Annotated in this window: 22 protein-coding genes; 7 read left to right on the top strand and 15 right to left on the bottom strand. The window is 74.6% G+C overall.

The window, feature by feature from the left end; translation table 11 throughout:
• Nucleotides 1-35: 35 nt before the first annotated feature.
• The 5 genes from yicI to ACWGL3_RS19130 all read right to left on the bottom strand — a co-directional run bounded on the left by yicI (nt 36) and on the right by ACWGL3_RS19130 (nt 6,361).
• On the bottom strand, nt 36-2,378 hold the full coding sequence (yicI, locus tag ACWGL3_RS19110) for an alpha-xylosidase (RefSeq protein WP_267945688.1): 2,343 nt from the start codon (nt 2,376-2,378) through the stop codon (nt 36-38).
• 55 nt (nt 2,379-2,433) lie between these two features.
• Nucleotides 2,434-3,351 carry a carbohydrate ABC transporter permease gene (locus tag ACWGL3_RS19115; protein WP_344178777.1) on the bottom strand — a complete coding sequence of 306 codons (918 nt, stop codon included), beginning with the start codon at nt 3,349-3,351 and terminating at the stop codon, nt 2,434-2,436.
• Nucleotides 3,348-4,250: a carbohydrate ABC transporter permease gene (locus ACWGL3_RS19120; RefSeq protein WP_267945686.1), complete on the bottom strand. Its 903-nt coding sequence runs from the start codon at nt 4,248-4,250 to the stop codon at nt 3,348-3,350. The genes ACWGL3_RS19115 and ACWGL3_RS19120 overlap by 4 nt, the downstream gene beginning before the upstream one ends.
• Complete coding sequence (locus tag ACWGL3_RS19125; RefSeq protein ID WP_452461622.1) at nt 4,247-5,503, bottom strand: sugar ABC transporter substrate-binding protein; 1,257 nt, start codon at nt 5,501-5,503, stop codon at nt 4,247-4,249. The genes ACWGL3_RS19120 and ACWGL3_RS19125 overlap by 4 nt, the downstream gene beginning before the upstream one ends.
• Before the next feature lie 426 nt (nt 5,504-5,929).
• A complete protein-coding gene (locus ACWGL3_RS19130) occupies nt 5,930-6,361 on the bottom strand; it encodes a PPOX class F420-dependent oxidoreductase (RefSeq protein WP_267945684.1) in 432 nt (143 codons plus the stop codon).
• 174 nt (nt 6,362-6,535) lie between these two features.
• Between ACWGL3_RS19130 and ACWGL3_RS19135 the strand changes: the two genes are divergently transcribed.
• Complete coding sequence (locus tag ACWGL3_RS19135) at nt 6,536-6,904, top strand: VOC family protein (protein WP_267945683.1); 369 nt, start codon at nt 6,536-6,538, stop codon at nt 6,902-6,904.
• Nucleotides 6,905-6,922: 18 nt separating this feature from the next.
• On the opposite strand, the gene ACWGL3_RS19140 is transcribed toward ACWGL3_RS19135, so the two are convergent.
• Nucleotides 6,923-7,594: a TetR/AcrR family transcriptional regulator gene (locus tag ACWGL3_RS19140; RefSeq protein WP_267945682.1), complete on the bottom strand. Its 672-nt coding sequence runs from the start codon at nt 7,592-7,594 to the stop codon at nt 6,923-6,925.
• Between the two features lie 111 nt (nt 7,595-7,705).
• On the opposite strand from ACWGL3_RS19140, the gene ACWGL3_RS19145 reads away from it, so the two are divergent.
• Nucleotides 7,706-8,632 carry a zinc-binding dehydrogenase gene (locus ACWGL3_RS19145; RefSeq protein ID WP_452461623.1) on the top strand — a complete coding sequence of 309 codons (927 nt, stop codon included), beginning with the start codon at nt 7,706-7,708 and terminating at the stop codon, nt 8,630-8,632.
• 51 nt (nt 8,633-8,683) lie between these two features.
• Here ACWGL3_RS19145 and ACWGL3_RS19150 read toward each other — a convergent pair whose 3' ends face one another.
• Together ACWGL3_RS19150 and ACWGL3_RS19155 are read right to left on the bottom strand one after the other, a co-directional pair.
• A complete protein-coding gene (locus ACWGL3_RS19150) occupies nt 8,684-9,163 on the bottom strand; it encodes an SRPBCC family protein (RefSeq protein ID WP_267945680.1) in 480 nt (159 codons plus the stop codon).
• Nucleotides 9,160-9,489, bottom strand: a complete 330-nt coding sequence (locus tag ACWGL3_RS19155) for an ArsR/SmtB family transcription factor (protein ID WP_452461624.1) — start codon at nt 9,487-9,489, stop codon at nt 9,160-9,162. The genes ACWGL3_RS19150 and ACWGL3_RS19155 overlap by 4 nt, the downstream gene beginning before the upstream one ends.
• A 319-nt stretch (nt 9,490-9,808) precedes the next feature.
• Between ACWGL3_RS19155 and ACWGL3_RS19160 the strand changes: the two genes are divergently transcribed.
• Complete coding sequence (locus ACWGL3_RS19160; protein WP_267945678.1) at nt 9,809-10,816, top strand: glutathione S-transferase family protein; 1,008 nt, start codon at nt 9,809-9,811, stop codon at nt 10,814-10,816.
• Nucleotides 10,813-12,030: a saccharopine dehydrogenase family protein gene (locus ACWGL3_RS19165; protein WP_452461625.1), complete on the top strand. Its 1,218-nt coding sequence runs from the start codon at nt 10,813-10,815 to the stop codon at nt 12,028-12,030. The genes ACWGL3_RS19160 and ACWGL3_RS19165 overlap by 4 nt, the downstream gene beginning before the upstream one ends.
• Before the next feature lie 110 nt (nt 12,031-12,140).
• Here ACWGL3_RS19165 and ACWGL3_RS19170 read toward each other — a convergent pair whose 3' ends face one another.
• Nucleotides 12,141-13,040: a LysR family transcriptional regulator gene (locus ACWGL3_RS19170; RefSeq protein WP_267945676.1), complete on the bottom strand. Its 900-nt coding sequence runs from the start codon at nt 13,038-13,040 to the stop codon at nt 12,141-12,143.
• Between the two features lie 110 nt (nt 13,041-13,150).
• On the opposite strand from ACWGL3_RS19170, the gene ACWGL3_RS19175 reads away from it, so the two are divergent.
• Nucleotides 13,151-14,122, top strand: a complete 972-nt coding sequence (locus ACWGL3_RS19175) for an EamA family transporter (protein ID WP_452461626.1) — start codon at nt 13,151-13,153, stop codon at nt 14,120-14,122.
• Here ACWGL3_RS19175 and ACWGL3_RS19180 read toward each other — a convergent pair.
• The 6 genes from ACWGL3_RS19180 to ACWGL3_RS19205 form a co-directional block, all read right to left on the bottom strand.
• On the bottom strand, nt 14,119-15,411 hold the full coding sequence (locus tag ACWGL3_RS19180) for an FAD-dependent oxidoreductase (protein WP_267945674.1): 1,293 nt from the start codon (nt 15,409-15,411) through the stop codon (nt 14,119-14,121). The two genes, ACWGL3_RS19175 and ACWGL3_RS19180, sit on opposite strands and share 4 nt — an antisense overlap.
• Before the next feature lie 135 nt (nt 15,412-15,546).
• Nucleotides 15,547-16,371, bottom strand: a complete 825-nt coding sequence (locus ACWGL3_RS19185) for a TetR/AcrR family transcriptional regulator (RefSeq protein WP_431061435.1) — start codon at nt 16,369-16,371, stop codon at nt 15,547-15,549.
• Between the two features lie 116 nt (nt 16,372-16,487).
• On the bottom strand, nt 16,488-17,312 hold the full coding sequence (locus ACWGL3_RS19190) for a class I SAM-dependent methyltransferase (RefSeq protein WP_267945672.1): 825 nt from the start codon (nt 17,310-17,312) through the stop codon (nt 16,488-16,490).
• Complete coding sequence (locus ACWGL3_RS19195; RefSeq protein ID WP_267945671.1) at nt 17,309-18,607, bottom strand: aspartate aminotransferase family protein; 1,299 nt, start codon at nt 18,605-18,607, stop codon at nt 17,309-17,311. The genes ACWGL3_RS19190 and ACWGL3_RS19195 overlap by 4 nt, the downstream gene beginning before the upstream one ends.
• A gap of 11 nt (nt 18,608-18,618) precedes the next feature.
• The gene (locus ACWGL3_RS19200) at nt 18,619-19,761 is read right to left on the bottom strand and encodes an NAD(P)/FAD-dependent oxidoreductase (RefSeq protein WP_452461627.1); all 1,143 of its coding nucleotides are present in this window, start codon (nt 19,759-19,761) and stop codon (nt 18,619-18,621) included.
• Nucleotides 19,749-21,032, bottom strand: a complete 1,284-nt coding sequence (locus ACWGL3_RS19205; RefSeq protein WP_267945669.1) for a threonine synthase — start codon at nt 21,030-21,032, stop codon at nt 19,749-19,751. The genes ACWGL3_RS19200 and ACWGL3_RS19205 overlap by 13 nt, the downstream gene beginning before the upstream one ends.
• A gap of 364 nt (nt 21,033-21,396) precedes the next feature.
• Here ACWGL3_RS19205 and ACWGL3_RS19210 point away from each other — a divergent pair, with 364 nt between their 5' ends.
• Nucleotides 21,397-22,716, top strand: a complete 1,320-nt coding sequence (locus ACWGL3_RS19210; protein WP_267950442.1) for a phenylacetate--CoA ligase family protein — start codon at nt 21,397-21,399, stop codon at nt 22,714-22,716.
• A gap of 39 nt (nt 22,717-22,755) precedes the next feature.
• Entirely contained in the window at nt 22,756-24,273 is a 1,518-nt protein-coding gene (locus ACWGL3_RS19215; RefSeq protein WP_267945668.1) for a class I adenylate-forming enzyme family protein, read from the top strand.
• The last annotated feature ends 140 nt before the right edge of the window (nt 24,274-24,413 follow it).

Raw genomic sequence — 24,413 nt, forward strand, 5'->3', positions numbered from 1 at the left:
GGACCGGAGCCGGTCCTCCCCGGGCCGTCCCCCGGTCAGGGCAGGCGCAGGCTCAGGCCCGTCGCGCCCGCGGGGGCCGACGCCAGGGTGCCGCCGTCCCCGTCGGCGGCCTCGGTGGACCGGTCGGCGGGGACGGCTCCGGGCGCGCCCACCAGGAGGACCCTCCACCCCCGGGCCGGAGCCGGGTCGGCCTCCACGGTGACCACGTCCTCCGAGCGCGAGACCCGGAAGACGGCGGCGTCGGAGCCGTCGGCGGCCGGCACGGTCACGACGGTCGGACCGGCGGCCGGCGCGGCCGGGGCCCCGGCCCCGTACACGCGCAGGGTCAGGCCGTCCGTGTAGTCGTAGTCGGGGCGGTCGTCCACCGCGCCGACAGGCAGGACCGCGTCCGGCCGCACCAGCAGCGGCAGGGAGTCGAAGCCGTGCACCTCGCGGCGCCACCCCGGGCCCCGCACGGTCTCCCCCGTGAGCAGGTGGGTCCACACCCCCTCGGGCACGTAGTACTCGACGGAGCCGTCGGGGCTCAGCACGGGGGCGACGAGCAGGTCGCCGCCCAGCATGTACTGCGTGTCCAGGTGGTGGCAGGTCGGGTCCTCGGGGAACTCCAGCACCATCGCGCGCATCACGGGCGTGCCCCGCCGGTGGGCCTGGACGGCGGCCCCGAACAGGTAGGGCATGAGCTCGCACTTCAGCCGGGTGAACGCGCGGGCCACGTCGGTCGACTCCTCGTCGAACTCCCACGGGACCCGGTAGGAGCGGCTGCCGTGCAGCCTGCTGTGCGAGGAGAGCAGGCCGAACGCGAGCCAGCGCTTGAACAGCCCCGGGTCCGGGGTGCCCTCGAAGCCGCCGATGTCGTGGCTCCAGAAGCCGAAGCCCGACAGCCCCAGCGACAGTCCTCCGCGCAGGCTCTCCGCGACGGCCTCGAACGTCGAGGCGCAGTCCCCGCCCCAGTGCACGGGGAAGCTCTGGCCGCCCGCCGTCGCGGAGCGCGCGAAGAGGACCGCCTCGCCCTCGCCCCGTTCACGCAGCAGCAGGTCGAACACCGTTGCGTTGTACAACTGCGTGTAGTAGTTGTGCATGCCGTGCGGGTCGGAGCCGTCCGACCACACGACGTCGGTCGGCACCCGTTCGCCGAAGTCGGTCTTGAAGCAGTCCACGCCCATGTCCAGCAGGGGCTTGAGCTTGCCGGCGTACCACTCCCGGGCGGCCGGGGACGTGAAGTCGACCAGCGCCATCCCGGCCTGCCACATGTCCCACTGCCACACCGTTCCGTCCGGCCGCCGGACCAGGTGCCCCAGTCGGGAGCCCTCCTCGAACAGCGCCGACCGCTGGGCGATGTAGGGGTTGATCCAGACCGAGGTCCGCAGCCCCTTGGCCTTGAGCCGGGAGAGCATCCCCACGGGGTCCGGGAAGACCTCCGGGTCCCAGACGAAGTCGCACCAGTGGAACTCGCGCATCCAGAAGCAGTCGAAGTGGAACACGCTCAGGGGCACGCCCCGGTCCGCCATGCCGTCGACGAACCGGTTCACCGTGTCCTCGTCGTAGGAGGTGGTGAACGACGTGGACAGCCACAGCCCGAAGGACCACTGCGGGGGCAGGGCGGGGCGGCCGGTGAGCGCGGTGTACCGGTCCAGCACCTCCTTGGGGTCCGCCCCGTGGACGACGTAGTACGTCAGGGCGTGGTCCTCGACGCTGAACTGCACGCGGCCCACCGACTCCGAGCCGACCTCGAACGACACCGGTCCGGAGTGCGCGACGAACACGCCGTAGTTGCGGTTGGTCATGTAGAACGGGACGTTCTTGTAGGCCTGCTCGCTGTTCGTGCCGCCGTCGGCCTGCCAGATGTCCACGGTCTGGCCGTTGCGCACGAACGGGGTGAACCGCTCGCCCATGCCGTACACGAGCTCGCGGATCCCCAGGGAGAGCTGTCCGAGCATGTGGTGGGCGCCGTCCGCGTCCTCGACGAAGCCGGTCCCCTTCGCGTCGACGCCGGTCAGCGCGGCGCCGTCGGCGCTGAACTCCATCCGCCACGGGCCGTCGGTGCCCACCGTCAGCGAGAGCGCCCCGCTGGTCAGCTCGACGGTGGAGCCGTCGCGCCGGACCGAGGCGGCGCCGGGTGCGCCCCGGACGTCGAACTCGGGCGTGGGCCGCACCGAGCCCGCCAGGTGGGTGGTCCGGACGCCGATCACGCCGGGGGCCGGGGACCAGCAGTCCACCGTCACCAGCGCCGTGTTGAGCGTGTCCCCTCGGTGGCCGATCGGGCGCACCGGCGCGTAGAGGGTGAAGCGGTCCCCGTCCACGCGGACGTCGCGGACCTCGCGCGCGTAGTGGGCGCGCACGCCCTCCCTCATCTGCCAGAAGCCGTCGGTGAACTTCATGGGCGGACTGCCCCTCTCGTCTTGGTGTCGGTTCGCCGGCGGTACCGACGACGGGTCACTTGAGTGCTCCGCTGGAGATCCCGGCCGCCACGTACCTCTGCGCGACGACGAGCAGCACCGCGGCGGGGACGGAGGAGAGGACGGCCGCGGCCATCACGGCGCCCCAGTCGCCGACGTGCGCGCCGATGTACTCGTAGATGCCGAGCGTCACGGGCTTCACGGCGTCGGTCGTGTTCAGGGTCAGCGCGAAGAGGAAGTCCGACCACGCGAACAGGAAGGTGAACAGCCCGGCGGTGATCAGCGCGTTGCGGCTCATGGGCAGCACGATCGAGACGAGGACGCGCAGCCGCCCGCCGCCGTCGATCATCCCGGCCTCGATCACCTCCTCGGGGATGGACACCATGAAGGCGCGCAGCAGGACGATGGAGAAGGGCAGGCCCAGGGACGCGTCCGCCAGGATCAGCCCCAGGTAGGAGTTGACCAGTCCCAGGCCGACGTAGGCGTTGTAGAGCGCGTTGGCGACGACGATGCCCGGGACCATCTGGGTGATGAGGGTCGCGAACACGATCGTGTCGGCGCCGCGCAGCCGGAAGCGGGCCAGGGCGTAGGCCGCCGGGGCGGCCACGGTGAGGCAGACCGCCACCGAGCCGAGCGCCACCAGGACGGAGGTGAGCAGGTTGCCCGCCTGCGACTCCCACGCCCGCTGGAAGTTGCCGAGGTCGAGCGAGCGGGGGAACCACGGGAGGCCGGCCGCCGAGGCGCCCGGCTGGAGCGCGGTGTTGACCATCCAGTACAGGGGGAAGAGCAGGACCGCCAGGACGAGGACCCCGACCACGAGGCTCACGGCGTCGCCGCGCGCCTTGCGGGTGGTCCGAGGCCGGCGCCGGGGGGAGCCCCCCGGCGTCCGCTGCCGCCGGGTCGTGGCGCCCGGGGGGCGGGCCGCGTCCCCGGTACCGCTGCGCAGTGCGCTCATCGGTTGACACCTCCGCGGTTGGCGCGCAGATAGACCGCCGCGAAGACCATGCTGAGGACGATCAGGACGTTGCCGACGACGGCGCCCTGGCCGAAGTCGAGCCGGAGGAACGACAGCTGGTAGGTGAGGGTGCCCAGCGTCTCGGTGGAGTGCGCCGGCCCCCCGTTGGTGAGTGCCAGGACCAGGTCCAGGATCTTCACGGTGGACATGAAGCCCAGCACCAGCACCACGGTCACGACGGGCCGCAGCAGGGGCAGCGTCACGGAGAAGAAGGACCGGAACGGGCCCGCGCCGTCCAGGACGGCGGCCTCGCGCAGTTCGGCGGGGATCTCCTGGAGGCCGCCGTAGAGGATCACCATGTTGAAGGGGACCCCGATCCAGATGTTGACGAGGACGACCGACAGGAGCGCCTGGTCGGGACTGCTCAGCCAGGGGACGGCAGACGAGGTGAGGTGGAGTGCCTGGAGCGCCTCGTTCAGCACGCCGGTCTCCTGGTCCAGGACGCGGCGCCACACGGTGCCCGCCACCACCATGGGGATCAGCCACGGCAGGAGGAGCAGGGAGCGCATGACCCCCGAGAGCGGGAACCGGCGGCTGAAGAAGAGGGCGAGCGCCATGCCGATGCCGAACTGCCCGGCCAGGGAGCCGACCGTGAACAGGAGGGTCCGCCACAGCGAGGCGCCGAACAGCTCGTCGGAGAAGACGGTCCGCCAGTTCTCGAGGCCGTTGAAGGGCGCCTCGCCCGTGAAGTAGGTGGAGAACGTGTAGTCCTGGAAGCTCATCACCACGTTGCGGACCAGCGGGTACCCGAAGAACAGCAGCATGTACGCCAGTGCGGGGGCCACGAACAGCCACGGTGTGAGGGCGCGCCGCCGCGGCGCGGGGGTCCGTGTCCTCATGGCCGTCCGCCCGTCTGAGACTCGACCTGCTCCTGGGCCCTCTCCATGGCGTCCTGCGGACTCGCCCGGCCGGTGAGGGCCGCTTGCAGTGCGGTGCCGATGGCCTGGGAGTAGGTGTTCCACTCGGTGCCGACGTGCTCGGTCCTGCTGCGCGCGGTGGACACCTGGTCGACGAAGGGGGAGAGCTCCGGGACCTCGTCGCGGTACCGCTCCGCCGCCCAGGGGTCCAGGGGCACGTTGCTGCCCTTGGTGGACCAGTCCAGCTGAGCCTCCGGCGTGGTCAGGCAGGCCACGAGTTCGGCGGCGACCTGCTCGCGGCCGGGGTCGGCGGCGTTGACCGGCACGGTGTACGCCTCGCCGCCGATGGGGGCGACGGAGGTGTCCCCCTCCGCGGGGACGGGGATCTCCGCCACCGCCCACGCGCGCTCGGGGTGCTCGCGCAGGACCGGCATCTGCCAGGGGCCGTTCACCATCATGGCGGCGTTGCCCGCGATGAACTGGTCGTTGGCGTCGGCCTGGGTCCAGTTGACGACAGACGGAGACACCGACCCCTCCTCGACCAGCGAGACGACGTACTCCAGCGCCTCCACCGACGCGGGGGAGTCGAGCTCCCGCTCGTCGCCGCCGTTGGACCACAGCCACGGCAGGAACTGGTAGACGCCGTCCTCGGTGGCGAGGGCGCTGATGGCGAGGCCGTAGCGGTCGCCCTCGGTCAGGGCGGCGGCGGCCGTCCGCAGCTCCTCCCAGGTCGCCGGCGGTTCGATCCCCTCCCGCGCCAGGAGGTCGGCGTCGTAGAAGAGGCCGATCGAGTTCACCGACCGGGCCGCGCCGTAGTACACGCCCTCGTAGCTGCCGAAGGCGAGCGCGCTCTCGGTCAGCCCGTCCGTGGGCAGGCCGAGCCGCTCCAGGGGGACCAGGCCGCCGGCCTCCGCGAACTGGGGCAGGTCCGAGCCGTCGAGGGAGATGACGTCGGGGAGGGAGTCGGAGGAGGCCATCCTCAGGGCCTTGGGGACGAGCTGGTCGGCGGGCACGCTGAGCTGGTGCACCTCCACGCCCGCCCGGTCGCCGCAGGCGTCCATGACCTCCTGGTCCCAGGAGTGGTAGGGCTCGTCGGTGCCCGAGTTCATGATCGTGTACACGTTCGGGTCGCGCTCGGCCGCGCAGCCGACGAGGGTCAGGGCCATCGCCGCCGAGCAGGCGGCCGCGCGGACGCGGCGGTGCCGGGGCGTTGGCGGAGGGTGGTGTGGGTGCATCGGGGCCCTCTTCGGCGGGGGGGTGGGCGGTGCGGTCGCGCCGTGGCGCGGGCCGCGGGGGGTGTCGCCGTCGGCCCGGTGATCGGATCACCGGGCCGGGTCGGGCGGGGTCGTCGGAGGGCGGGGAGGCTCGGTCTGCGGAGGACCCCGCCACCCGGGGGGTCGCCGTCGTAGGAACTCGTCAGCCGGAGTCGAATCGATTCGACACCGGGGTGCAGGGGTGTGTCGAAGCGCTTCGACAGCAGCCCCATCGTAGGAACCCCGCCCTGGTGTGACAAGACCCCCTCGTCCCGTATCTCCTCCGGGGCGAGGGGGTCGCGGCGCGGGGCCGGGGCGGGCGGTCGGCCCGGACGGAGGGGCCCGCCGCCCGGCGGGCCCCTCCTCCTGCGGCTCCCGACCGTCGCGGAGCGGTCGTCCCCGGCGGCCTCAGCGCAGGCTGGCGCCGTACACGTGGTCGACCGTCATGGTCATCAGCACCCTGCGCTCGGAGACCATCACCGCCCGGTACTCGTCCCAGTCCGGGTGCTCGCCGGCGGCGAGGCGGTAGTAGCCGACCAGCGCCTCGACCTCGGGGCCCTCGGGGTCCGTGCCCGGGCCGGTCAGGGAGGCCACGCCCTCGGCGGTGGCCCACGCGCGGCCGTCCCCGCTGGTCACCTCCAGCGTGGCGCGGGGGTCCCGGCGGAGGTTGGCCGTCTTGGCGCGCCCCTCCGTGACCGAGACGTGGATGACGCCCGCCTCCCGGTCGTAGAAGGGCATGACGGGCGAGAGCTGGGGGCGGCCGTCCGCCTTGATGGTCGCGAGGACGCCGAGCCGGCTCTCCGCGAGCAGGGTGCGGGGATCGAACGTTGTGGCTGTCATGCCCGGAGCCTAACCGGGCACGGGCGGCCGTCGCCGTAGGACGTGCGGACGGGGGAAGGGCGGCGGGGGTCGCCGCGCGGGGCCTGCGTGACGCGGAGCCGGCTCCGGCGTAGGGTGTGCGGCACCGAACGGCCGGGCACCGTCCGGCCGCCGCCACCACCCCTGGAGGCAGGTATGCGCCTGGTCTGCGTGCTCGACGCGAACGACCTCGAGGAAACGGCCCGGTTCTGGTGCGGGGCCCTCGGCTTCGTGCGGGAGGAGACCCGGCGGCACCCCTCCTACCTCGCCCTCCTGGACCCCGGTGGGCGGTGGCCGGACCTGCTGCTCCAGAAGGTGCCCGAACCCTCCCGGGGCAAGAACCGCATGCACCTGGACATGGTCGTGCCCGACCTGGAGGCCGAGGCGGAGAGGGTGGTCCGGCTGGGCGCCCGGAGGGTGCGTCCGACCTTCGAGGAGGCGGGGGACCTCATCGCGGTCCTGGCCGACCCCGAGGGCAACGAGTTCTGCCTGGTCCAGCAGCTCGAAGGAGCGCGGGAGGCGTAGGCGGGGCCCCGTCCGCGGCTACGCGGGCCGCGGGCCGTAGGCGATCCCGGGGAGGCCGGGCAGGACGGCGAACGCCGCGCGCAGGCGGCGCGCGAGGTCGTCGGCGCCGGGCGTTCCGGCCTGGGTCCCCCAGTCGCCCAGCGCCTGGTTGAAGGACGCGACGAGCATGTCGAGCGCCAGCCGCGCCCCCAGGTCGTCCGGGGCGGGGAGCTCGAGCCGCCGGTACAGGATCGCCATGGCCGAGCGGGTCGTGCGGTCGCAGAAGTGGCGGGCCTGCGCGTCCATCGACGGCGTCCGCTCGGCCAGTCTCTGGCTGAGCAGGAGCTGCCGCGTCCATCCTTCGTCGCCCGTCCGGTCGAGGGCGGCCAGGAGCCCGTCCTGGAGGAACTCCAGGAGCGTCGAGTCCCCGGGGGAACGGGTCTCCAGCTCGCCGAGGCAGGCCGTCCACAGGTCCCGGCCGGGGGCCAGGGCCACGTCCTCCTTGCTGGTGAAGTTCCGGAAGAACGTGCGCTCGGAGACCTCGACGGCCTCGCACAGGTCGTGGAGCGTCGCGCCGTCGAAGCCGTGTTCGGTGAACAGCTCCAGGGCCGTGGTGACCAGCCGCTGCCGGGTGAGGAGCTTCTTGCGTTCGCGCAGGGACAGGGACGGCCGCGGTGAAGAGGGGGACGAAGGGGACGTAGCGGTCGACATGGCGGTCAGCCTAGCATGCGCTTCACAGGTAAATGCTGGTTGACGGCTTATGCCTATCACCGGCACTATTGTGGCCGTTGCCCTGTTCATCGCTCGGAAGGCGGACCTCCCATGCGCGCACTGCTCGTCGACCACTCGGTTCACGGAGGGCTGCGGCTCGGCCGGGTCCCCGACCCCCGTCCGGAGCCGCACCAGGCGCTGGTCCGCGTGACGGCGACCTCCCTCAACCACGGCGAGGTCTCCGGTATCCGGAAGGCGCCGGAGGGGGCCGTGCTCGGCTGGGACGCCGCCGGGGCGGTGGAGCGGGCGGCCGCCGACGGCTCGGGGCCTCCCGCCGGCACCCCCGTGGTGACCCTCGGCGCGGACGGGGCGTGGGCCGAACTGCGCGCCGTGGACACCGCGATGGTCGGAACCGTCCCGGCGGGGGCCGACCCCGGGGCGATCAGCACCGTTCCCGTCGCGGGCGCCAGCGCGCTGCGCGCCCTGCACCGCATCGGTCCGATCCTGGCCAAGCGGGTGCTGGTCACCGGGGCCTCGGGCGGAGTCGGCCGCTACGCCGTCCAGCTGGCCAGGCGGGGCGGGGCCCACGTGATCGCGTCCACGGGAGCGCCCGCACGCCACGGCGACGGCCTGCGCGCCCTGGGCGCGCACGAGGTCGTCGCCTCCCCCGACCGGGTCGCCGAGCCGGTGGACGGGGTGGTGGAGCTGGTCGGCGGCCGACAGCTGGTGGACGCCTACGGCCTCCTGGCGCCGCACGGAACCCTCGTCGCCGTGGGCCACGCGGCCGCGGAGGGGGAGGAGTTCCCCTACGGTGCGCTGATCGGCGACGGCGGACGCCACGACCGCTCGCTCGTCACCTTCTTCCTCCCCGCCGCCCCCGGGCTCGCCGCCGACCTGACGTGGCTCGCGGCCCGGGTGGCCGCGGGCGAACTCGACCCGCAGACGTCCTGGCGCGGCGGCTGGGGCCGGGCCGCGGAGGCGGTCGAGCTCCTGCTGGGCAGGCAGCTGCACGGCAAGGCGGTCCTGGACCTGCTCTGAGGGCCCGCCCGTCCCGGATCGGCCGGGGCGGGCGGCGCGGCCCTTCCCGGCTCACCCGGCGGCGAACAGCTGCCTGTAGTGCGCGACGAGCTCCTCGTCCGGTCCGGTCCCCTGCGGGGCGGGCCGCCCGCCGAGGGCCGCGGCGAGACCCTCCAGGCACGTGTCCCACCCCGCGGCCGTGTTCGCCGTCCACTCCGGGTCGACGACGGTGTTGGACAGCCGCAGCACGCACCCGTCCCCGTCCTCCTCCAGGGTCCAGCGCAGGTCCTCCCCGGCCCAGTGGAACGCCAGGGTGCGCGGCGGGTCGAACTCCGTGACGGGCGCGGTCTCCGGCTCCTCCCCGGGGAAGGTCAGCGTGAGGGCCCCGCCCTCGCGCGCGTCGATCTCCACCCGGCACGGGAACCAGCGGCTCAGGGCCTCGCCGGTCGTCAGGGCGGCCCAGACGGCCGACCGGGGGTGCGGGTAGCGGCGCGTGAAGTGCAGGACGGGAGAGCCCGGCGTGCTCGTGTCGACGCGGACGTGCGTGGTCATCGCGGTGGCCCTTCGTGCGTACGGGTGGAGTCGAGGTGGTCACCCAGGTCCTGGAGCCTGTCGGTCCAGAAGGCGCGGTACGGGTCCAGCCAGGCGTCCACGCCGCACAGTCCCTCCGCCCGCAGGCGGTAGCGCCGCCCCTGGCGCTCGGCGCTCTCGGAGACGAGCCCCGCGGTGCGCAGGACGCGCAGGTGCTTGGAGACGTTGGGCTGCGACATGCCCAGGGCGGCGACCAGGTCCTTGACCAGCAGTCCCTCGCTCTCACGCAGCGCGTCCAGGATGCGGCGGCGGCTGGGTTCGGCGAGAACGGAGAAGAGGTCGGGCATGCGATCAGTATGCCTCCTCGGTTATATGCCCGTCAAGGCATGAATGTGTTGCCGACTTCCGGTCAGGGGAGGGGAACGGAGCCGCCGCGGGCGCGGAGCAGCAGTTCCCGGCCCGCGTGCCGACCGGCTCCGCGCGCGGGGAGCGCCGTCGTCCACGAGACCGACGACGACGTCGGGCGACCGGCTCCGCGCGCGGGGAGCGCCGGGCGGGCGCGGCCGGGGGCGTGCCGGTCCCCGGCGCCCGCCGTGCCGGGAACGGCGGGCCGCGGGCGGATACGATGCGGCTCCGACCGTGACAGCGCGTCCGAGAGGAGCCGGGATGAGGGCCAACAGGATTCCGACCGAGGAGATCAGGCGGGAGCCGGCGGCGTTCGACGACAGGGTCACCGCGGACGGCCGGTTCGGCCGGGCCGCCGAGCCCGGACGCTTCCGGCTGGTGGTCAGCCGGGCCTGTCCCTGGGCGCACCGGGTCGTCGTCACGCGGCGGCTCATGGGCCTGGAGGGAGCGGTCTCCCTCGCCGTCACCGACCCCCGGCAGGAGGACATCGACGGGGACCCGCACTGGGTGTTCACCGAGGAGACCGGCAGCCCCGGGGACAGGGACCCCGTCCTCGGCATCCACGCCCTGCGCGAGGCCTACCTCGCACGCGACCCGCACTACGACGGCGGTGTCAGCGTTCCCGGCCTGGTCGACGTGGACAACGGGCACCTGGTCTCCAACGACTACGACCGGCTCTCCCTGGACATGGCCACCGAGTGGGGCGGCCTCGTCCGGGACGGGGCGCCGGACCTGTACCCCGCGCCGCTGCGCGACGAGATCGAGGCCCTGGGCGCGGACGTCTACCGGGACCTCAACAACGGCGTCTACCGCGCGGGCTTCGCACCGGACCAGGCGCACTACGACGCCGCGGTCGCCGGGGTCTTCGCCCGCCTCGACGCCCTGGAGGAGCGTCTCGCCGCCCGGCGCTACCTCGTCGGCGACACCGTCACGATGGCCGACATCAGGCTGTTCACGACCCTGGTCCGGTTCGACTCCGTGTACCACGGCCACTTCAAGTGCAACATCAGGAAGCTGGCCGAGTACCCGGCGCTGTGGGCCTACGCCCGCGACCTGTTCCAGACGCCGGGCTTCGGGGACACCACCGACCACGACCACATCCGCATCCACTACTACTACGTGCACACGGGCATCAACCCGACCAGGATCATCGCCGCGGGTCCCGATCCGCGGGGCTGGCTCACCGCCCACCACCGCGAGGAACTCGGCGGGAGCCCCTTCGGCGCGGGGACCGCGCCGGGCCCGGTGCCCGAGGGCGAGCGCGTATGACCGCCGCCGGCGGAGGAGCCGCGGGCCCCGGCGGCCCCCGCCCGCGCAGGTACGACCTGGTCCTGTTCGGGGCCACCGGGTTCACCGGCGGGCTCACCGCCGAGTACCTGGCCCGGCACGCGCCGGCCGGGACCCGGTGGGCGCTCGCGGGGCGCGACGAGGGCCGGCTCGCCGCCGTGAGGGAGCGGCTGGCGCGGACCGACCCCGCGCCGGCGGGCCTGGACCTGCTCGTCGCGGACTCGGGAGACCCGGTGTCGCTGAGGGCGGTGGCCGAGGCGTCGCGGGTGGTCGCGACGACGGTCGGGCCCTACATCCGCCACGGCGACGGGCTCGTCGCGGCGTGCGCGCGGGCGGGGACGGACCACGTCGACCTGTGCGGCGAACCCGAGTTCGTCGACCGCACCTACCTGCGCCGGCACGCCGAGGCGGTCGACAGCGGGGCCCGGATCGTGCACAGCTGCGGTTTCGACTCCGTGCCCCACGACCTGGGCGCGTACTTCACCGTCGGCCTCCTCCCCGAGGGGGTCCCCCTCCGGGTGGAGGGGTTCGTCAGCGCCTCGGCCGCCGTGTCCGGGGGCACGTTCCACTCGGCGGTGACGGCGTTCTCGCGCCTGGGGGCGGGAGCCGCGGCCGCCCGGCGGCGCCGGGAGCGGGAGCGGTCGGAAGGGGACGGCGGCCGCAGGGTGCGCGGGCTGCCACCCGTGCCGCGCCGGGAGGGCAGGCTCGGCGTCTGGGCCCTGCCGCTGCCCACCGTCGACCCGCAGGTCGTCCTGCGCTCCGCCCGGGCGCTCGAACGCTACGGGCCGGACTTCTCCTACGGCCACTACGCGGCCGTCGGGAGGCTGCCGAGCGCGGTCGGGATCGCCGGGGGCGCCCTGGGCCTGGCGGCGCTCGCGCAGGTGCCGTCGGCGCGGGAGTGGCTGCTGAAGCGGATGGGGGCGGGCGAGGGGCCGTCGCCGGAACGGCGCGAGCGGTCGTGGTTCAGGGTGGTGTTCCTGGGCGAGGGCGGCGGCGAGCGGGTGGTCACGGAGGTGTCGGGGGGAGACCCGGGCTACGGGGAGACCGCGAGGATGCTCGCGGAGTCCGCGCTGTGCCTGGCCTTCGACGACCTCCCGCCAGTGGCGGGGCAGGTCACCACGGCCACCGCCATGGGGGACGCGCTGACGGCGCGGCTCCCGGACCTGGGGTTCCGGGTCCGGGCCCACTGGTCGTAGGGACGTGCGGTCCCGGAGCGCACGCGCGTCCGCGGCGGGGCCGCCGTGCGGGAACCGTGCCCGCGGGGCGGCGGGGCCGTGTGTCCCGGAGGGGAGGCGCGACCGGACCCTCAGAGGGCGCGGGCGTGCTCGCGCAGGATCCGGACGGCCTCGGCGACGGCGGGGCGGCGCGAGGTCCCCGCGCGCCAGAGCACGGACACGCCGCGCACCGGGCAGGGGTCCAGCGGCTTGACCACGACCGTGCCGGGGAGGTCGCCGCGGCCCAGGCGGGGGACCAGGGCCACGCCCAGCCCGGCCCCGACCAGGGCGATCTGGGTCTGGTACTCGGCCACGAAATGGGCGAAGTCGGGCTCGGTGCCCACGGAGCGGAGCGTGCGCGTCAGCCAGTCGTGGCAGACGGTCCCCGGCGGCTGGCAGATCCAGCGGGCGTCCGCCACGTCCTCGCGGTGCAGGACCGCCCTGTCGGAGAGCGGGTGGTCGCGGGGCAGCAGGACATCGCACCTGTCCTCGCCGACGACCTCCCGGGACACCCCGTCGGGAACGGTCATCGGCGCGATGTCCCAGTCGTGGACCACGGCCAGGTCCACCGTGCCCTGGGCGACCATGTGCGGGGTGGCGTGGGGGTCCTCCTCGAACAGGCGCAGGTCGAGGGCGGGGTGGGTCGCCGCCAGTTCGGCCAGCACCCCGGGGAGCAGGCCCCGCGCGGCCGTCGAGAAGGCGGCCACGGTCAGCCGCCCGGTGGGCCTCCCGCGCTGCTCCTCCAGCGCCACCTCGGCCTCCTCCACGAGGGAGAGCACCCGGGCGGCCGTGCCCACGAGCGTCCCGGCGGCGTCGGTGAGCACGACCCCCCGCCCCCGGCGCTCCAGGAGTGTGGTCCCGGTCTCACGTTCGAGCTTGGCGATCTGCTGGGAGACCGCCGACGGGGTGTAGCCGAGCGCCTTGGCGGCGGAGCTGACGGAACCGTGGACGTGCACCGCATGCAGGGAGCGGAGCCTGGAGAGGTCGAGCACGGGAGCGTCCTCCGTCGGTCGGGCACCGTTGATCGTTCAGCACCGCTGAAGAGAAGTATGTAGGACATTTCGCTGGTGCTTAAACCAGGGGTCCCCCCATCATCGGTTCCATGCGTCCCCTTCACACGTTCCTCGCCGTCCTCGTCGCCCTGGTGTGGGGAGTCAACTTCGTCGTCATCGAGGTCGGCCTCGACCACTTCCCGCCGCTCCTGTTCTCCGCCCTGCGCTTCCTGGCGGCGGCCCTTCCCGCCGTCTTCTTCGTGCGCCGCCCCCGCGTGGCCCTGGGCTGGGTCGTCCTCGTGGGCCTGGTGCTGGGCGTGGCCAAGTTCGGACTGGTCTTCCTCGGCATGGACCTGGGCATGCCGGCCGGACTGGCGTCCCTGGTCCTCCAGGTCCAGGCGGTGTTCACGGCGGTCATCGCCGCGGTCCTCCTCGGGGAGAGGCCGGGCCCCGTCCGCTGCGCGGGGATGGCCGTCGCCCTGGGAGGGATCGGCGTCGCCGCCTACGACCAGGGAGCCACGGGGCCGGTGGCGGGCTTCGTGCTCGTCGTGGCCGCCGCCGCGTTCTGGGGGCTGTCCAACGTGCTGACCCGCAAGGCCGCGCCCCCCGACGCCCTGAGCTGGATGGTCTGGGTCAGCCTGGTGCCGCCGCTGCCGATGTTCGCCCTGTCGCTGCTGGTGGAAGGGCCAGAGGCGGGCCTGGCCGCGCTGAGGGGGCTGGACCCCGCCGGGGTGGGCGTGATCGTCTACGTCGCCTGGATCTCCACGCTCTTCGCGTTCGGGGTGTGGGGGTTCCTGCTCCGCCACTACGACGCCTCCACCGTGGCCCCCTTCTCGCTGCTGGTCCCGGTGTTCGGCATGTCCTCGGCCGCGCTTCTGCTCGGTGAGAGGGTCACCCCGCTGAGCCTGGTGGCGGCCGTGCTCCTGGTCGGCGGGGTCGCGCTCGCCTCGCTCGGCCGCCGGGGCGCCGGGCGCGGCGTCCCGCCGGTCCCCGGTGCGGCGGCGCCCCCCGCTCCTGCTCCTGCTCCCGGGGCGAAGGGCGAGCCGGACGGGCCCCGCCCGGTCCCCGTCCCGGGGGCCTAGCCGGTCACCGCGCCCGGCTCGGGCCGTTCCGGCGGGCGCCGGGCGAAGTCCGGTGCGTGCTCGGGGCGCAGGCCCACCCCGATGAGGCGCGCGGGCACGTACGCGAGCCGGGGCACGCGTGTCAGGAGCGCCAGCAGCGGCGCGGGCGGGCCCGGCCGCCTGCCGCGGATGATCGGCTCGACCATCCCGCGGTGCATCATCCGCTGCAGGAGCTGGACGCCGGCGGTCGGCAGGAGGCGGCGCCTGCGGACCGCCGCCAGGTCGCGGCCGGTGACCGACCGGTGCAGGAGCGGCCGGGCCAGCAGGGCGGCCGCGGCCACGGCGTCCTGCACGGCGAGGTTGATGCCCACGCCCCCGACCGGGGACATCGCGTGCGCCGCGTCGCCGATGCACAGCAGCCCGTCGGCGTGCCAGCGCCGCAGCCGGTCGAGCCGCACGTCCAGGTGCTTGACCTCGTCCATGGACCCCAGTGCCCCGACGCGGTCGGCCAGTTCCGGCATCAGTTCGGCGATGTCCTCCCGGAAGGCCGCGATCCCCCTCCCGCGCAGCGCGGCGTCGGTGCCCTTGCGCGCGATGTAGGCGAGTTGGAGGTAGCCCTCGCGCGGGATGACCAGGGCGAACCGGCCCCGGCCCGCCCGCGGCGTCAGGGCCCTGCCGTCCGCCGGATCCCCGGGCAGCCGGAACCACCAGGCGTCGATCCCCACGGGGAACCTCCGGGTCGGCAGGCGCGCCTCGCGGCGTGCGAGCGACCAGCGGCCGTCGCAGGCCACCGTCAGGTCGGCGCGCAGGACCCCGCCCCGGTCCGGGGCCCCGTCCTCCCCGGTGTCCCCCGGCCCTTCGGCGCGGGGCCGGTGGCGTACGCCGACGACCCGTCCGGCCTCGCGCACCAGACCGGTGGCCTCGGTGCTCATGCGGAGCGTGAACCCCGGTTCGTCCCGGCCGGCCTCGGCCAGCAGGTTCAGCAGGTCCCACTGCGGGACCATCGCGATGTAGGGGTGGCGCACCCGCAGGAGGCGGAAGTCCGCGACGGTCACCGTGCGTCCGCCGCCGACGGGGAACGCGGCCCCGCTCAGCCTGCTCTGCGGGAGCCGGGCGAACCGCTCGCCCAGCCCCAGTTCGTCCAGCAGGTCCATGGTGGAGGGGTGGACGGTGTCCCCGCGGAAGTCCCTCAGGAAGTCGGCGTGCTTCTCCAGCACCGTCACCTCGACGCCGGCGCGTGCCAGGAGCAGCCCCAGGACCATTCCGGCGGGGCCGCCGCCGATGATCGCGCAGGTCGTTCTGTCGTTCATCGGGACTCCCGGGAGGTCGTCGGGGCGGTCGGGCGGCCTGGGCCCGCCGGCGCGCCGCGGGCCGGCTCGGGCGGGGCGGCGGACGTGTCGGCGGTGACTGCGGTGGGCGGGCTGTGCATGGACGACTCCTCGGGATCAGTCGGTGCGCGGCTCCGGCGGGATCGCGGCGGCCCTGAGGAACGCGTCGGCGAACACCGCGCAGGTCTCCTCCGGGTCGGGGAAATCCGCGCCCGGCACGCCCCGGAGGGCGGGGCGCAGGATCGAGTGGACGGCGATCGGGCCGATCATCTGCTGCATGAGCAGGGGGACGGGCAGGTCGCGGATGCGGCCCGCGGCGACCTCCCCCGCGAGCCACGCGCCCAGTCCCGCGAGCATCCGCGGGAAGACGAGCCGGGAGACGAGGTCCGCGGCGGGGCCCTCGGGCCGGGCGAACACGTCGGCCAGGAGGGCGGGCAGCACACGCGGTTCCCGGCCGAGCCCGGCCGCCACCAGGCGGTAGATCCCGTGGACCCGCGTCCGGAGGTCCTCCCCGGGCCGGGCGACCGCCTCCTCCAGGTCGAGGATGGGGCTGTACCGCTCGAACACCGCCCGGAGGAGCCCGTCCCGGCCGCCGAAGGCCGCGTAGAGGCTGTGCACCGAGCACTCCGCGGACGCGGCGACCGCCTCCAGCGTGGCGGAGGCCAGGCCCTGTCCGCTGATCAGCCCCGCCGCGGCCTCGACGGCGCGCGCCCTGACCGGACGCCTTCCGCCGGGGTCGACGCCGGCGGCGCGCACCGCCTCGTCCAGGGCCCCGCGGGAGCCTCCGACGCGGCGCAGCAGGGTGCTGCGGGAGACGCCCGCCTCCTCCGCGATCGCGACCAGGGGCACGTCGGCCACATCCTTCCCCAGGTTCTCGGCGGCGCGGACCGCCGCGCCCACGAGGTCGTCCGGGACGGTGCTGCGTGTTGGTTCTGACATCATCTTCAAGGTAACCCGTAACCGAGTTCCAGGCAAGGGGGCGGGAGCTCGAACCCGTCGCGCTCCCGCCCCGTGCCCCGTACCTCCTGCGCCTCGCGCTCCTCACGCGGTGCCGGGGGTCAACCGTCCGTCTCCGGCCTCCTCGCCGTCGCGAAGCGCGGGCGCTCCGTCCCCGGCGGGAGCCCGTCGGGGGTCTCCAGCGGTGCGAGCAGCGCGAAGAGCTCCCGGCGCAGTTCCTCCAGCAGGCCGGCGGGGAGGTGTTCGTAGAAGGACCGGATGCCGGTGGACCAGGTCCACTCCCACCACGCGGCGGTGTCGCGGAAGACGAACCGCGCGGTCTCCTCGCGGGCCCGGACGCCGGTGAACCCCGCCGCCTCCAACAGGGCTCCGGGGTCCACGCCGTAGATCCTCCGGCGGAAGACGGGGCTCCCGGAGCGTTCGGCGTAGGACCGGAAGACCTCCCGGACCTCCTCGACGTCGCCCGGCACCAGGGTCATGGACGGGACCGAGACCGCGCAGCGCCCTCCCGGCCTGAGCGCGCGGCGGAAGCCGTCCACCGCGGCCCCGGGGTCGGGCATGACGAACAGGGCGAAGGCGCACAGCACCACGTCGTAGGAGGACTCCGGGACCGTGAGGGCCTGGGCGTCCATCTGCGCGGCCCACGCGTTGGCCGTGCCGCCCGCCTCGATGTCCGCCGCGAGGTGCGCCACCATCGCGGGGGAGAGGTCGACGCCGTCGACCCTGCCCCCGGGGCCGACGCGCTCCGCGGCCGGGAACAGGCACGCGCCCCGGCCGGCGGCGACGTCGAGCACGCGCTCGCCGGGAGCGGGCGCCGCCAGGTCCACCAGAAGCCGTCCGAACGTCCGGAAGTAGGCGACGTGCGGGTCGTACCCGGGGGCGCACCTGTCGTACACCGAGACGTTCACCCGGGGAGGCCCGTTCACCGGACGCTCCTCGTGGCCGGGGCCTGTGCCAGGGACTCCTTCAGGACCGCGGCGATCGTGTCGATGTCCTCCTCGGTGTGGGCCGTGCTCAGGAACCAGGGCTCGTCGGGGTTGGGGTGGAAGTACACCCCGCGCCGCTGGCAGGCGGACTGCAGGGCGCGGTGTGCGGCGCGGTCCACCGCCGACGCCTCGTCCAGGAGGGCCATCGACAGCACGGAGCCGACCCGCTCGAACAGCACCGGCCTCCCGGCGGCGGTGGCCGCCTCGCGGACGCGGTCCTCGGCGTACGCGCCCAGGGCCTCCAGGTCGTCGTAGAGGTTCGGAGCGGAGCGGATCTTGGTCAGCGTGGCGGCGACGGCGCGCAGCGCGGCGTGGTTGCCCGCGTAGACGCCCGCGTGGAACGCCTCGTAGGTGGTGAGCGGTTCCATGGCCTCGCGGGACCCGCCGAAGGCCGCCACGGGGAAGCCCCCGCCCATCACCTTGGACAGCACGGTCAGGTCGGGGACGACGCCGTACCGCTCCTGGGCGCCTCCGCGTGCCACCCGGAACCCGGTGATCACCTCGTCGAAGACCAGCACCGCGCCCTTCTCCCGGGTGCGCAGCCTCAGCAGCTCCAGGAAGCCGGGGGCCGGGGGCACCACCCCGGCGTTGGCCAGGACCGGCTCGCAGAGGACCGCGCCCAGCGCACCGCCGTACTCGGCGAACACCCGCTCCACGGCGGCCGCGTCGTTCCAGGGGACCTGGATCGTGTGGTTCATCGCCTCGGGGATCATCCCCGCCGCGCCGGGCCGGGGGCGGTAGCCCTCGGCCCCCGGGGCGCGCAGCAGGGTCTCGCTCCAGCCGTGGTAGTGCCCCTCGAAGGTGAGGAGCAGGGTGCGGCCCGAGGTCGCGCGCGCCAGGCGCACCGCCGACATCAGCGCCTCGGTGCCGGAGTTGGCGAACCGCAGCTGCTCGACGCCGGGGACCAGTTCGGCCACCAGGCCCGCCGCCTCGCGGTCCAGGCGGTGCGGCAGCCCCGTGAGGTGCCCCCGCCCGAACTGGTCGGCGATCTGGTCGGTGACCTCCCGGTCGGCGTAGCCGAAGACGTGCGGTCCGTAGCCCATGTTGGCGTCGATCAGCTCGTTGCCCTCCACGTCGCGGATGCGGCAGCCGGACGCCGACTCCACGACGAGGGGCGTCACGACGCCCCTGGCCCGCATGTTGCTGCTGACCCCGCCCGCGACGACCGTGTGGATGCCGTCGTAGGCCGCCTTGTTGGAGGCCGGGGCCGTCGCGTTCGTGCTGGTGTCCGTCATCGGTGTCTCTCCTACTGTGTCGCGTTCGCGGTCGCGTGGCGGGCTCCGGCGCCGGCCGGGGCCTCCGTGCCGAACCGGTCGGGTGGGAAGGGGGCGAGCAGGGGGTCGCGGCGGTCGTACACGATCTCCTCGGCGGCGAGCCTGCCCAGGAGCGGACCGAGCGTCGCCCCGCTGTGGCTGACGGCCTCGTAGTAGCCGGGCACGGCGTCCAGGAACCCGACGCTGGCGTGCCCGTCGGCCGGGTAGGCGCGCGTCCCGAGGCGCACCCGCTCCGGGCGGGCGCCGCGGAGGCCGGGCAGGACCGCGGCGGCGCGGCCGACCAGCTCGGCGAGGAGTTCGTCGAGCCGCCGGGCGCAGGGGCGGGCCGTGCCGATGCGGGCGTCGACGGCGTCCGACCGCACCAGGACGGAGTCCGGGCCCGACGGGCGGACGCTGACGTCCGGGCCCAGCAGCATGGCGTCCGTCGCACCGGCCAGGGGGAGGTCGGCCAGAAGGCCCGGGGTGGGCCCGAGGGTGAGCGGTCCGCCGACGAGTCCGGCGACCTCCTGTCCCTGCGCCCCGGCGGCGTTGACCACCACGTCGGTCTCCACCGTGCCGCCGTCGGCGAGGCCGACGGCGCGCACGGTTCCGTCCGCGTCGGTGCGCACCGCGGCGGCCTCCGCCCCGAACCGGACGTCCGCCCCGCGGCCCCGGGCCTCGCCGAGCAGCCAGGCCGCCATGGGGGGCAGGTCGACCCACCCCTCCTCGGGCAGGCGGGCGACCAGTGCCGGCAGTGCCGCGGGGCCGACCCCGGCCGGGAGCCCGGTGCGGGCCGGGTCCGCGCAGTGGGCCGCGTACCCCCACCCCGCCGCGGTGGCGGCGGCGTCCTCCAGGCGCGGCGGGTCGTCGCCCCAGACCAGGCTCGGGCACGGGTGGAACCCGGGGACGCCCCCGGCCCGCAGCCGGTGGAGCTCGCCCAGCCCGGCGCGGTTCAGCTCGAAGTAGGCCCGGGGCACCTTGCCGAACGCCGTGGCGCGGGAGAAGGAGGCCGCGCTCGTGACCGAGGCCGGGACCGGCTCCCGCTCCAGGACGGTCACGCGCGCCCCGGCGAGGGTGAGGTTCCACGCGACGGAGGCGCCGATGATCCCCCCGCCGACGACGGTCACCTTGCGCATGCGTCCTCCTCCGGTGTCGTCCGCGCGTCCTCGGCGGCCGGCGGCTCCCCGTCCCAGCCCACGGGTCCCTCGGGCCAGGACGCGTCCACGACGCGGTGGCGCGAGGGCGTCGGCCACCCGGTGCGGACGCCGCCGGTGAGGTTCACCAGGACCGGGGCGTCCGGGGGGAGCGTCCCCTCGCGCCGCATGCGCACCGTTCCGGCCAGGGCGGTCGCGCTGGCGTAGCAGACGCTCACCCCCTCGGTCTCCTCCAGCAGGTCGCGGGCCTCGCGGATCTCGGACTCGCCCACCGCGAGGATCCGGCCCCCGGTGGTGTCGCAGACGTACCGGATGTAGGGATAGGTCCGGGTGGGGTCGCCACGCAGGATGGCCTCGGCGATGCCGTGCGGCTCCCTGACGACGTGCCGCTCGGAGATGGCGGACGCGCCCTCGCGGTAGGCCTGCGCCATGGGGGCGCAGCTCTCCTGCTGCACGGCCACGAACCGGGGGAGCGCGGACAGGCGGCCCAGGAAGCGGTACTCCAGGGCGCCCTTGTAGGCGCCGAGGAGGCCCATGCCGCTGCTGACCGCCTGGAACACGTACTCGGGCGGCGCGTCCATCTGGTCGAACGCCTCCAGGTAGGCCAGTTTCAGCCCCTCCCTGCGGGCGAGGTTGAAGAATCCGCCCTCGAAGAAGGCCCCGGTGCGGTCGGCGAAGCGGCGTGCGGCCGCACCCGCCGAGACGAAGTCCCCCTCCACCAGGTACGTCGAGACCGCGTCGTGGTCCGGGTAGTTGAGCCGGTGGCGGAAGCGCCGACCGCAGAAGAGCGCCATCTCGACCCCGTCGAGGAGCTGGACCCCGCGCGCGTAGGAGGTGGAGCTGTTGCCGGTGGAGGCCATCACGAACCGCTTCACGCCGAGTTCGGCGAGGCGGGACAGTCCCACGGAGGCGATGCGGTCCTTGGTGCTGAGCGTCGGGTTGGCGCTCTCGTCCTTGAGGACGAGACGGGAGAGCCCGACGCGTCGGCCGAACTCCTCGGCGGGGAAGCACGGCGTGTCCCCCTCGCCGAGCCAGGTGGCGCTGTCCCGGGAGCGCAGGGGGAGCAGGTCGAAGTAGGTCTGGAGGGGGTTGTGTCCCTTTTCTAGGGATACGGAACCGAGGTCATGAATGGCGTCGACGGCTCCGCCGCATTCGCCGCAGCGGTTCGCCGGGCCGTCGTCCTTCAACCGGCCGCAGACCACGCACGCCAGTGAGAAGCCGCTTCCCCGGCGGATGGACGAGGAATCTCTCATGAGTGCTTCGTAGTGCAGGTTGAACCCCATGGGAACCTTCCGATGGTGGTGCCTGGAGACTGTCCGAAAACGCTGTGGGGCACTCGGGTGAGCGGTGCGAGGAAAGGGGCCCGTCGTTCCCGGTGGTGAGGGGGTTCGACGTGGAGTGTGTCGAATTAGTCGGTTATATACCCTCGGGGAGGAGGCCGAAGGGGTACAAAATAATTGTTTCCCTGTAATCGCCGACGGGAATCATTCTTCCGGAGATTTTCTGACGGACGACGACTCGCCCTGGTCGAGTCCCCCGGTAAGGGAAAGAACGCACATGATCAACGGTGTTTTTCCGGGTGTCGGAGAATGGTCCGATTTCGACGGTTTGAAAGGAATGTGGGAGGAGCGGATTCCCGAGGCGCTCCGCCGGGCCGGCCGGAGCGACTTCTACCGCGGGCGCCTCGGCGACGACCTCCCCGGGGGGTTGGCCGACCTGGAGGGCCTGCCGCTCACCACCAAGGACGACCTGCGCGCGAGCTACCCCTTCGGGATGGTCGCGGTCCCGCGCCGCGCACTCGTCTCGTACCACGAGTCGAGCGGGACGTCCGAGGGGGCGCCCACCGCCTCCTTCCACACCGGGGCCGACTGGGCGGAGATGCTCGACCGCTTCGGCCGGAACAGGCTGGGCATGGCCGACACGGACACCGTGCTGGTCCGCGTCCCGTACGCGATGGTCACCATCGCGCACCAGGTGCACGCCGCGGCCCGGGCGGCCGGGGCCCTGGTGGTGCCGGCCGACGCGCGCTCCACGGCCATGCCCCTGCCCCGCGTCCTGCGGCTGCTGCGCGACCTGCGCGTCACCGTGGCCGCGGCCCTGCCCACCGAGCCGCTGCTGTGGGCCGCCTGCGCCCGCCTGGCCGGGGAGTCCCCCCGCGCCCACGCCCCCGGCCTGCGCGCCCTGCTGAGCGCGGGGGAGCCGCTCAGCCCGGCCCGGCGCCGCCGGATCGAGGAGCTGTGGGGCTGCGCGGTCCACCTCAGCTACGGCAACTCCGAGTGCGGGTCCAACCTGGGCGGTGAGTGCCCCGAGGGGAACCTCCACCTGTGGGCCGACCGCTACCTGCCGGAGGTCCTCGACCCCGCGACCGGGACCGCCTCCTTCGAGGGGCGGGGGCGGCTGGTCCTGACGACCCTGTTCCGCGAGGCGATGCCGCTGGTGCGCTACGACACCGGTGATCTCGTGGAGCTCTCCTACGGCGGCTGCCCCTGCGGCTGGGCCCTGCCCCGGGTGCGGGTGGCCGGGCGCTGGGACCACGGCGTCTCCCTGCGGGGGCGCCGGGAGCGGGTGTTCTCCTCGGACGTGGAGGAGGCCGTGTTCTCCCTGCCGTCCGAACTGGGGGTGCTCTTCTGGCGGGCCGTCGAGGACGAGGGGGTCCTCCGCGTGCGCGTCGAGGCGGGGGACGGCGCCGCCGGGGAGGTCTCCGCGGCGCTGGCCGGCGAGGTCGAGAGGGTCCTGGGCGTCGGACCCGAGGTCGAGGTGGTGCCCGCCGGGACCCTCGTGCCGCTGGAGGAGCTGACCCGGCGGTCGTTCACCGCCAAGCCCCGGTACCTGTCCCCGGCGGGCGCCTCGGCGGGGACGGGGGCGATGTACCAGGGGCCCGCGCCGGAGGCCGTCGCCCGGGGCTCCGAACCGGAGCCGCACACGGCCCGCCCCTGAGGCCGGTGTCCTGCCGTACCAGAGGAGAAGGAACCCCCCATGACCATGACAGTGCTGGAAGCCCTTGCCGCCGACCGTGACCGCGTCGCCTTCCTGGACGGGCAGGGGGAGGTGACCGCCGGGGAGGCGCTGGACCTCGTGTACAGGGTCGCCCGCGCACTCCTCGACGGCGGCCTGGGACCGGGGCGCACAGCTGTCCTCCTGGGGCCGGCGAGCACGCGGCTGTACGTGGTCTCCCACGCGGTCGAACTCGTGGGCGCGGCGCAGATGGACGTCCCCGCGGCCCTGCCCCCCGGGGAGCGGGCGCGGCTCGTGGCGGAGTGCGGGGCGACGGCCGTGGTCGCCGACCCCGGAGCCGTCGTCGGGGCCGCCGCCGGCCTCCCCGGCGTCCGGCTCTGGACACTGGCGCCCTCGGAGGCGGGGAAGGACCTGTTCGAGGCCTGCCGACGACACTCGGCCCTGCCCTTCGGGTCGCTGGCGCGCCCGGGCGATCCGCGCTCGATCGGCCTGACGAGCGGTTCCACCGGGCGGTCCAAGGCGGTGGTGCGGCGCTTCCGCTCCGACCCCGGCTCCAACGCCTCGTGGCTCGCGCGCCTCCTCGCCGGTGCGGACGGCCCGGTGCGCACGCTCCTCACGGACCGGCTCGTCGGCCCGATCCGGGCCCTCGGCGACGCCACCGTGATCACCGGGGGCCGGGTCGCCTCCCTCGCGGACTGCGAACCGGACTCCCTTCGCGCCGCGGTACGGGAGCACGGGATCACCCACACGGCGATACCGGCCACCTACCTGCGCCCCCTGCTGGACCACCCGGACACGGCCGACGCGGACCTGTCCTCCCTGCGCTGCGTCGTCACCGGCGGAGGGCCCGTCAGCCCCGCGCTGCTCAGGCGGGCGACGGCCCGGCTGGGGCCGGTCGTGCACTGCTCCTACGGGCAGACCGAGGCGGGGCACATCGCCTGGCTGGCCCCGGAGGACTACGCCGACGGGAGCGGGGAGGCCGTGCGCAGCTGCGGCCGTCCGATCCCCGGGGTGCGGGTCGAGGTCCGCGACCCCGCCGGGCGGGCGCTCGGCGTGAACGAGCGGGGCCGGGTGTGGGTGCGCACGCCCCTCCTGATGGACGAGTACCTGGGGCGGCCGGAGGAGACCGCGCGCGTGCTCCGGGACGGGTGGCTGGACACCGGGGACGTCGGACGCCTCGGTGAGCAGGGCCTGCTCACCCTGCTGGGACGGGCGAGCGGTGCCGTGGTGGTCGGCGGCGAGACCGTCTTCACGGCCGAGGTGGACGCCCTCCTCCAGGAGCATCCGCACGTGCTCGACGCGGCCGCCTTCGACGTCCGCGGCGAGGACGGCGTGACCCTGCACGCCGCGGTGGTCGTCGCGCCGGGCGCCGAGCCCGCGGAGTCCGAGCTGAGGGAGCTGGTCCGGGGGCGGCTCGGACCGAACCACGTGCCCTCGTCGGTCATGTTCGTGCCGCGCATCCCGCAGACCCCCGCCTACAAGGTGTGCCGGGAGACGCTGCGGAGCTGGCACGCCTCCCCGCCCGCCCCGGCGGGATGACGTTCGCCTCGGCCGCGTTCTGCTGGGCCCTGACGCCCCAGCGGCTCGGGGAGCGGCGGCTCGCCCGGCTGGAGGAGGCCTCCGCCGGCATGCGCGTCCCGCTCCTCGCGCCCGCCGTGCGCCTGCACCGGTACCTGGAG

The sequence above is a fragment of the Nocardiopsis sp. NPDC055824 genome, assembly GCF_053616335.1.

Excerpts from the sequence above, each read along its gene's own strand:
- ACWGL3_RS19185 (WP_431061435.1), bottom strand. The coding sequence starts at position 16,371 with ATGATGTCAGAACCAACACGCAGCACCGTCCCGGACGACCTCGTGGGC.
- ACWGL3_RS19180 (WP_267945674.1), bottom strand. The coding sequence starts at position 15,411 with ATGAACGACAGAACGACCTGCGCGATCATCGGCGGCGGCCCCGCCGGA.
- ACWGL3_RS19155 (WP_452461624.1), bottom strand. The coding sequence starts at position 9,489 with ATGCCCGACCTCTTCTCCGTTCTCGCCGAACCCAGCCGCCGCCGCATC.
- ACWGL3_RS19135 (WP_267945683.1), top strand. The coding sequence starts at position 6,536 with ATGCGCCTGGTCTGCGTGCTCGACGCGAACGACCTCGAGGAAACGGCC.
- ACWGL3_RS19205 (WP_267945669.1), bottom strand. The coding sequence starts at position 21,032 with ATGAGAGATTCCTCGTCCATCCGCCGGGGAAGCGGCTTCTCACTGGCG.
- ACWGL3_RS19150 (WP_267945680.1), bottom strand. The coding sequence starts at position 9,163 with ATGACCACGCACGTCCGCGTCGACACGAGCACGCCGGGCTCTCCCGTC.
- ACWGL3_RS19175 (WP_452461626.1), top strand. The coding sequence starts at position 13,151 with ATGCGTCCCCTTCACACGTTCCTCGCCGTCCTCGTCGCCCTGGTGTGG.
- ACWGL3_RS19140 (WP_267945682.1), bottom strand. The coding sequence starts at position 7,594 with ATGTCGACCGCTACGTCCCCTTCGTCCCCCTCTTCACCGCGGCCGTCC.
- ACWGL3_RS19115 (WP_344178777.1), bottom strand. The coding sequence starts at position 3,351 with ATGAGCGCACTGCGCAGCGGTACCGGGGACGCGGCCCGCCCCCCGGGC.
- ACWGL3_RS19165 (WP_452461625.1), top strand. The coding sequence starts at position 10,813 with ATGACCGCCGCCGGCGGAGGAGCCGCGGGCCCCGGCGGCCCCCGCCCG.
- ACWGL3_RS19120 (WP_267945686.1), bottom strand. The coding sequence starts at position 4,250 with ATGAGGACACGGACCCCCGCGCCGCGGCGGCGCGCCCTCACACCGTGG.
- yicI (WP_267945688.1), bottom strand. The coding sequence starts at position 2,378 with ATGAAGTTCACCGACGGCTTCTGGCAGATGAGGGAGGGCGTGCGCGCC.
- ACWGL3_RS19195 (WP_267945671.1), bottom strand. The coding sequence starts at position 18,607 with ATGACGGACACCAGCACGAACGCGACGGCCCCGGCCTCCAACAAGGCG.
- ACWGL3_RS19200 (WP_452461627.1), bottom strand. The coding sequence starts at position 19,761 with ATGCGCAAGGTGACCGTCGTCGGCGGGGGGATCATCGGCGCCTCCGTC.
- ACWGL3_RS19215 (WP_267945668.1), top strand. The coding sequence starts at position 22,756 with ATGACCATGACAGTGCTGGAAGCCCTTGCCGCCGACCGTGACCGCGTC.
- ACWGL3_RS19210 (WP_267950442.1), top strand. The coding sequence starts at position 21,397 with ATGTGGGAGGAGCGGATTCCCGAGGCGCTCCGCCGGGCCGGCCGGAGC.
- ACWGL3_RS19125 (WP_452461622.1), bottom strand. The coding sequence starts at position 5,503 with ATGCACCCACACCACCCTCCGCCAACGCCCCGGCACCGCCGCGTCCGC.
- ACWGL3_RS19130 (WP_267945684.1), bottom strand. The coding sequence starts at position 6,361 with ATGACAGCCACAACGTTCGATCCCCGCACCCTGCTCGCGGAGAGCCGG.
- ACWGL3_RS19160 (WP_267945678.1), top strand. The coding sequence starts at position 9,809 with ATGAGGGCCAACAGGATTCCGACCGAGGAGATCAGGCGGGAGCCGGCG.
- ACWGL3_RS19145 (WP_452461623.1), top strand. The coding sequence starts at position 7,706 with ATGCGCGCACTGCTCGTCGACCACTCGGTTCACGGAGGGCTGCGGCTC.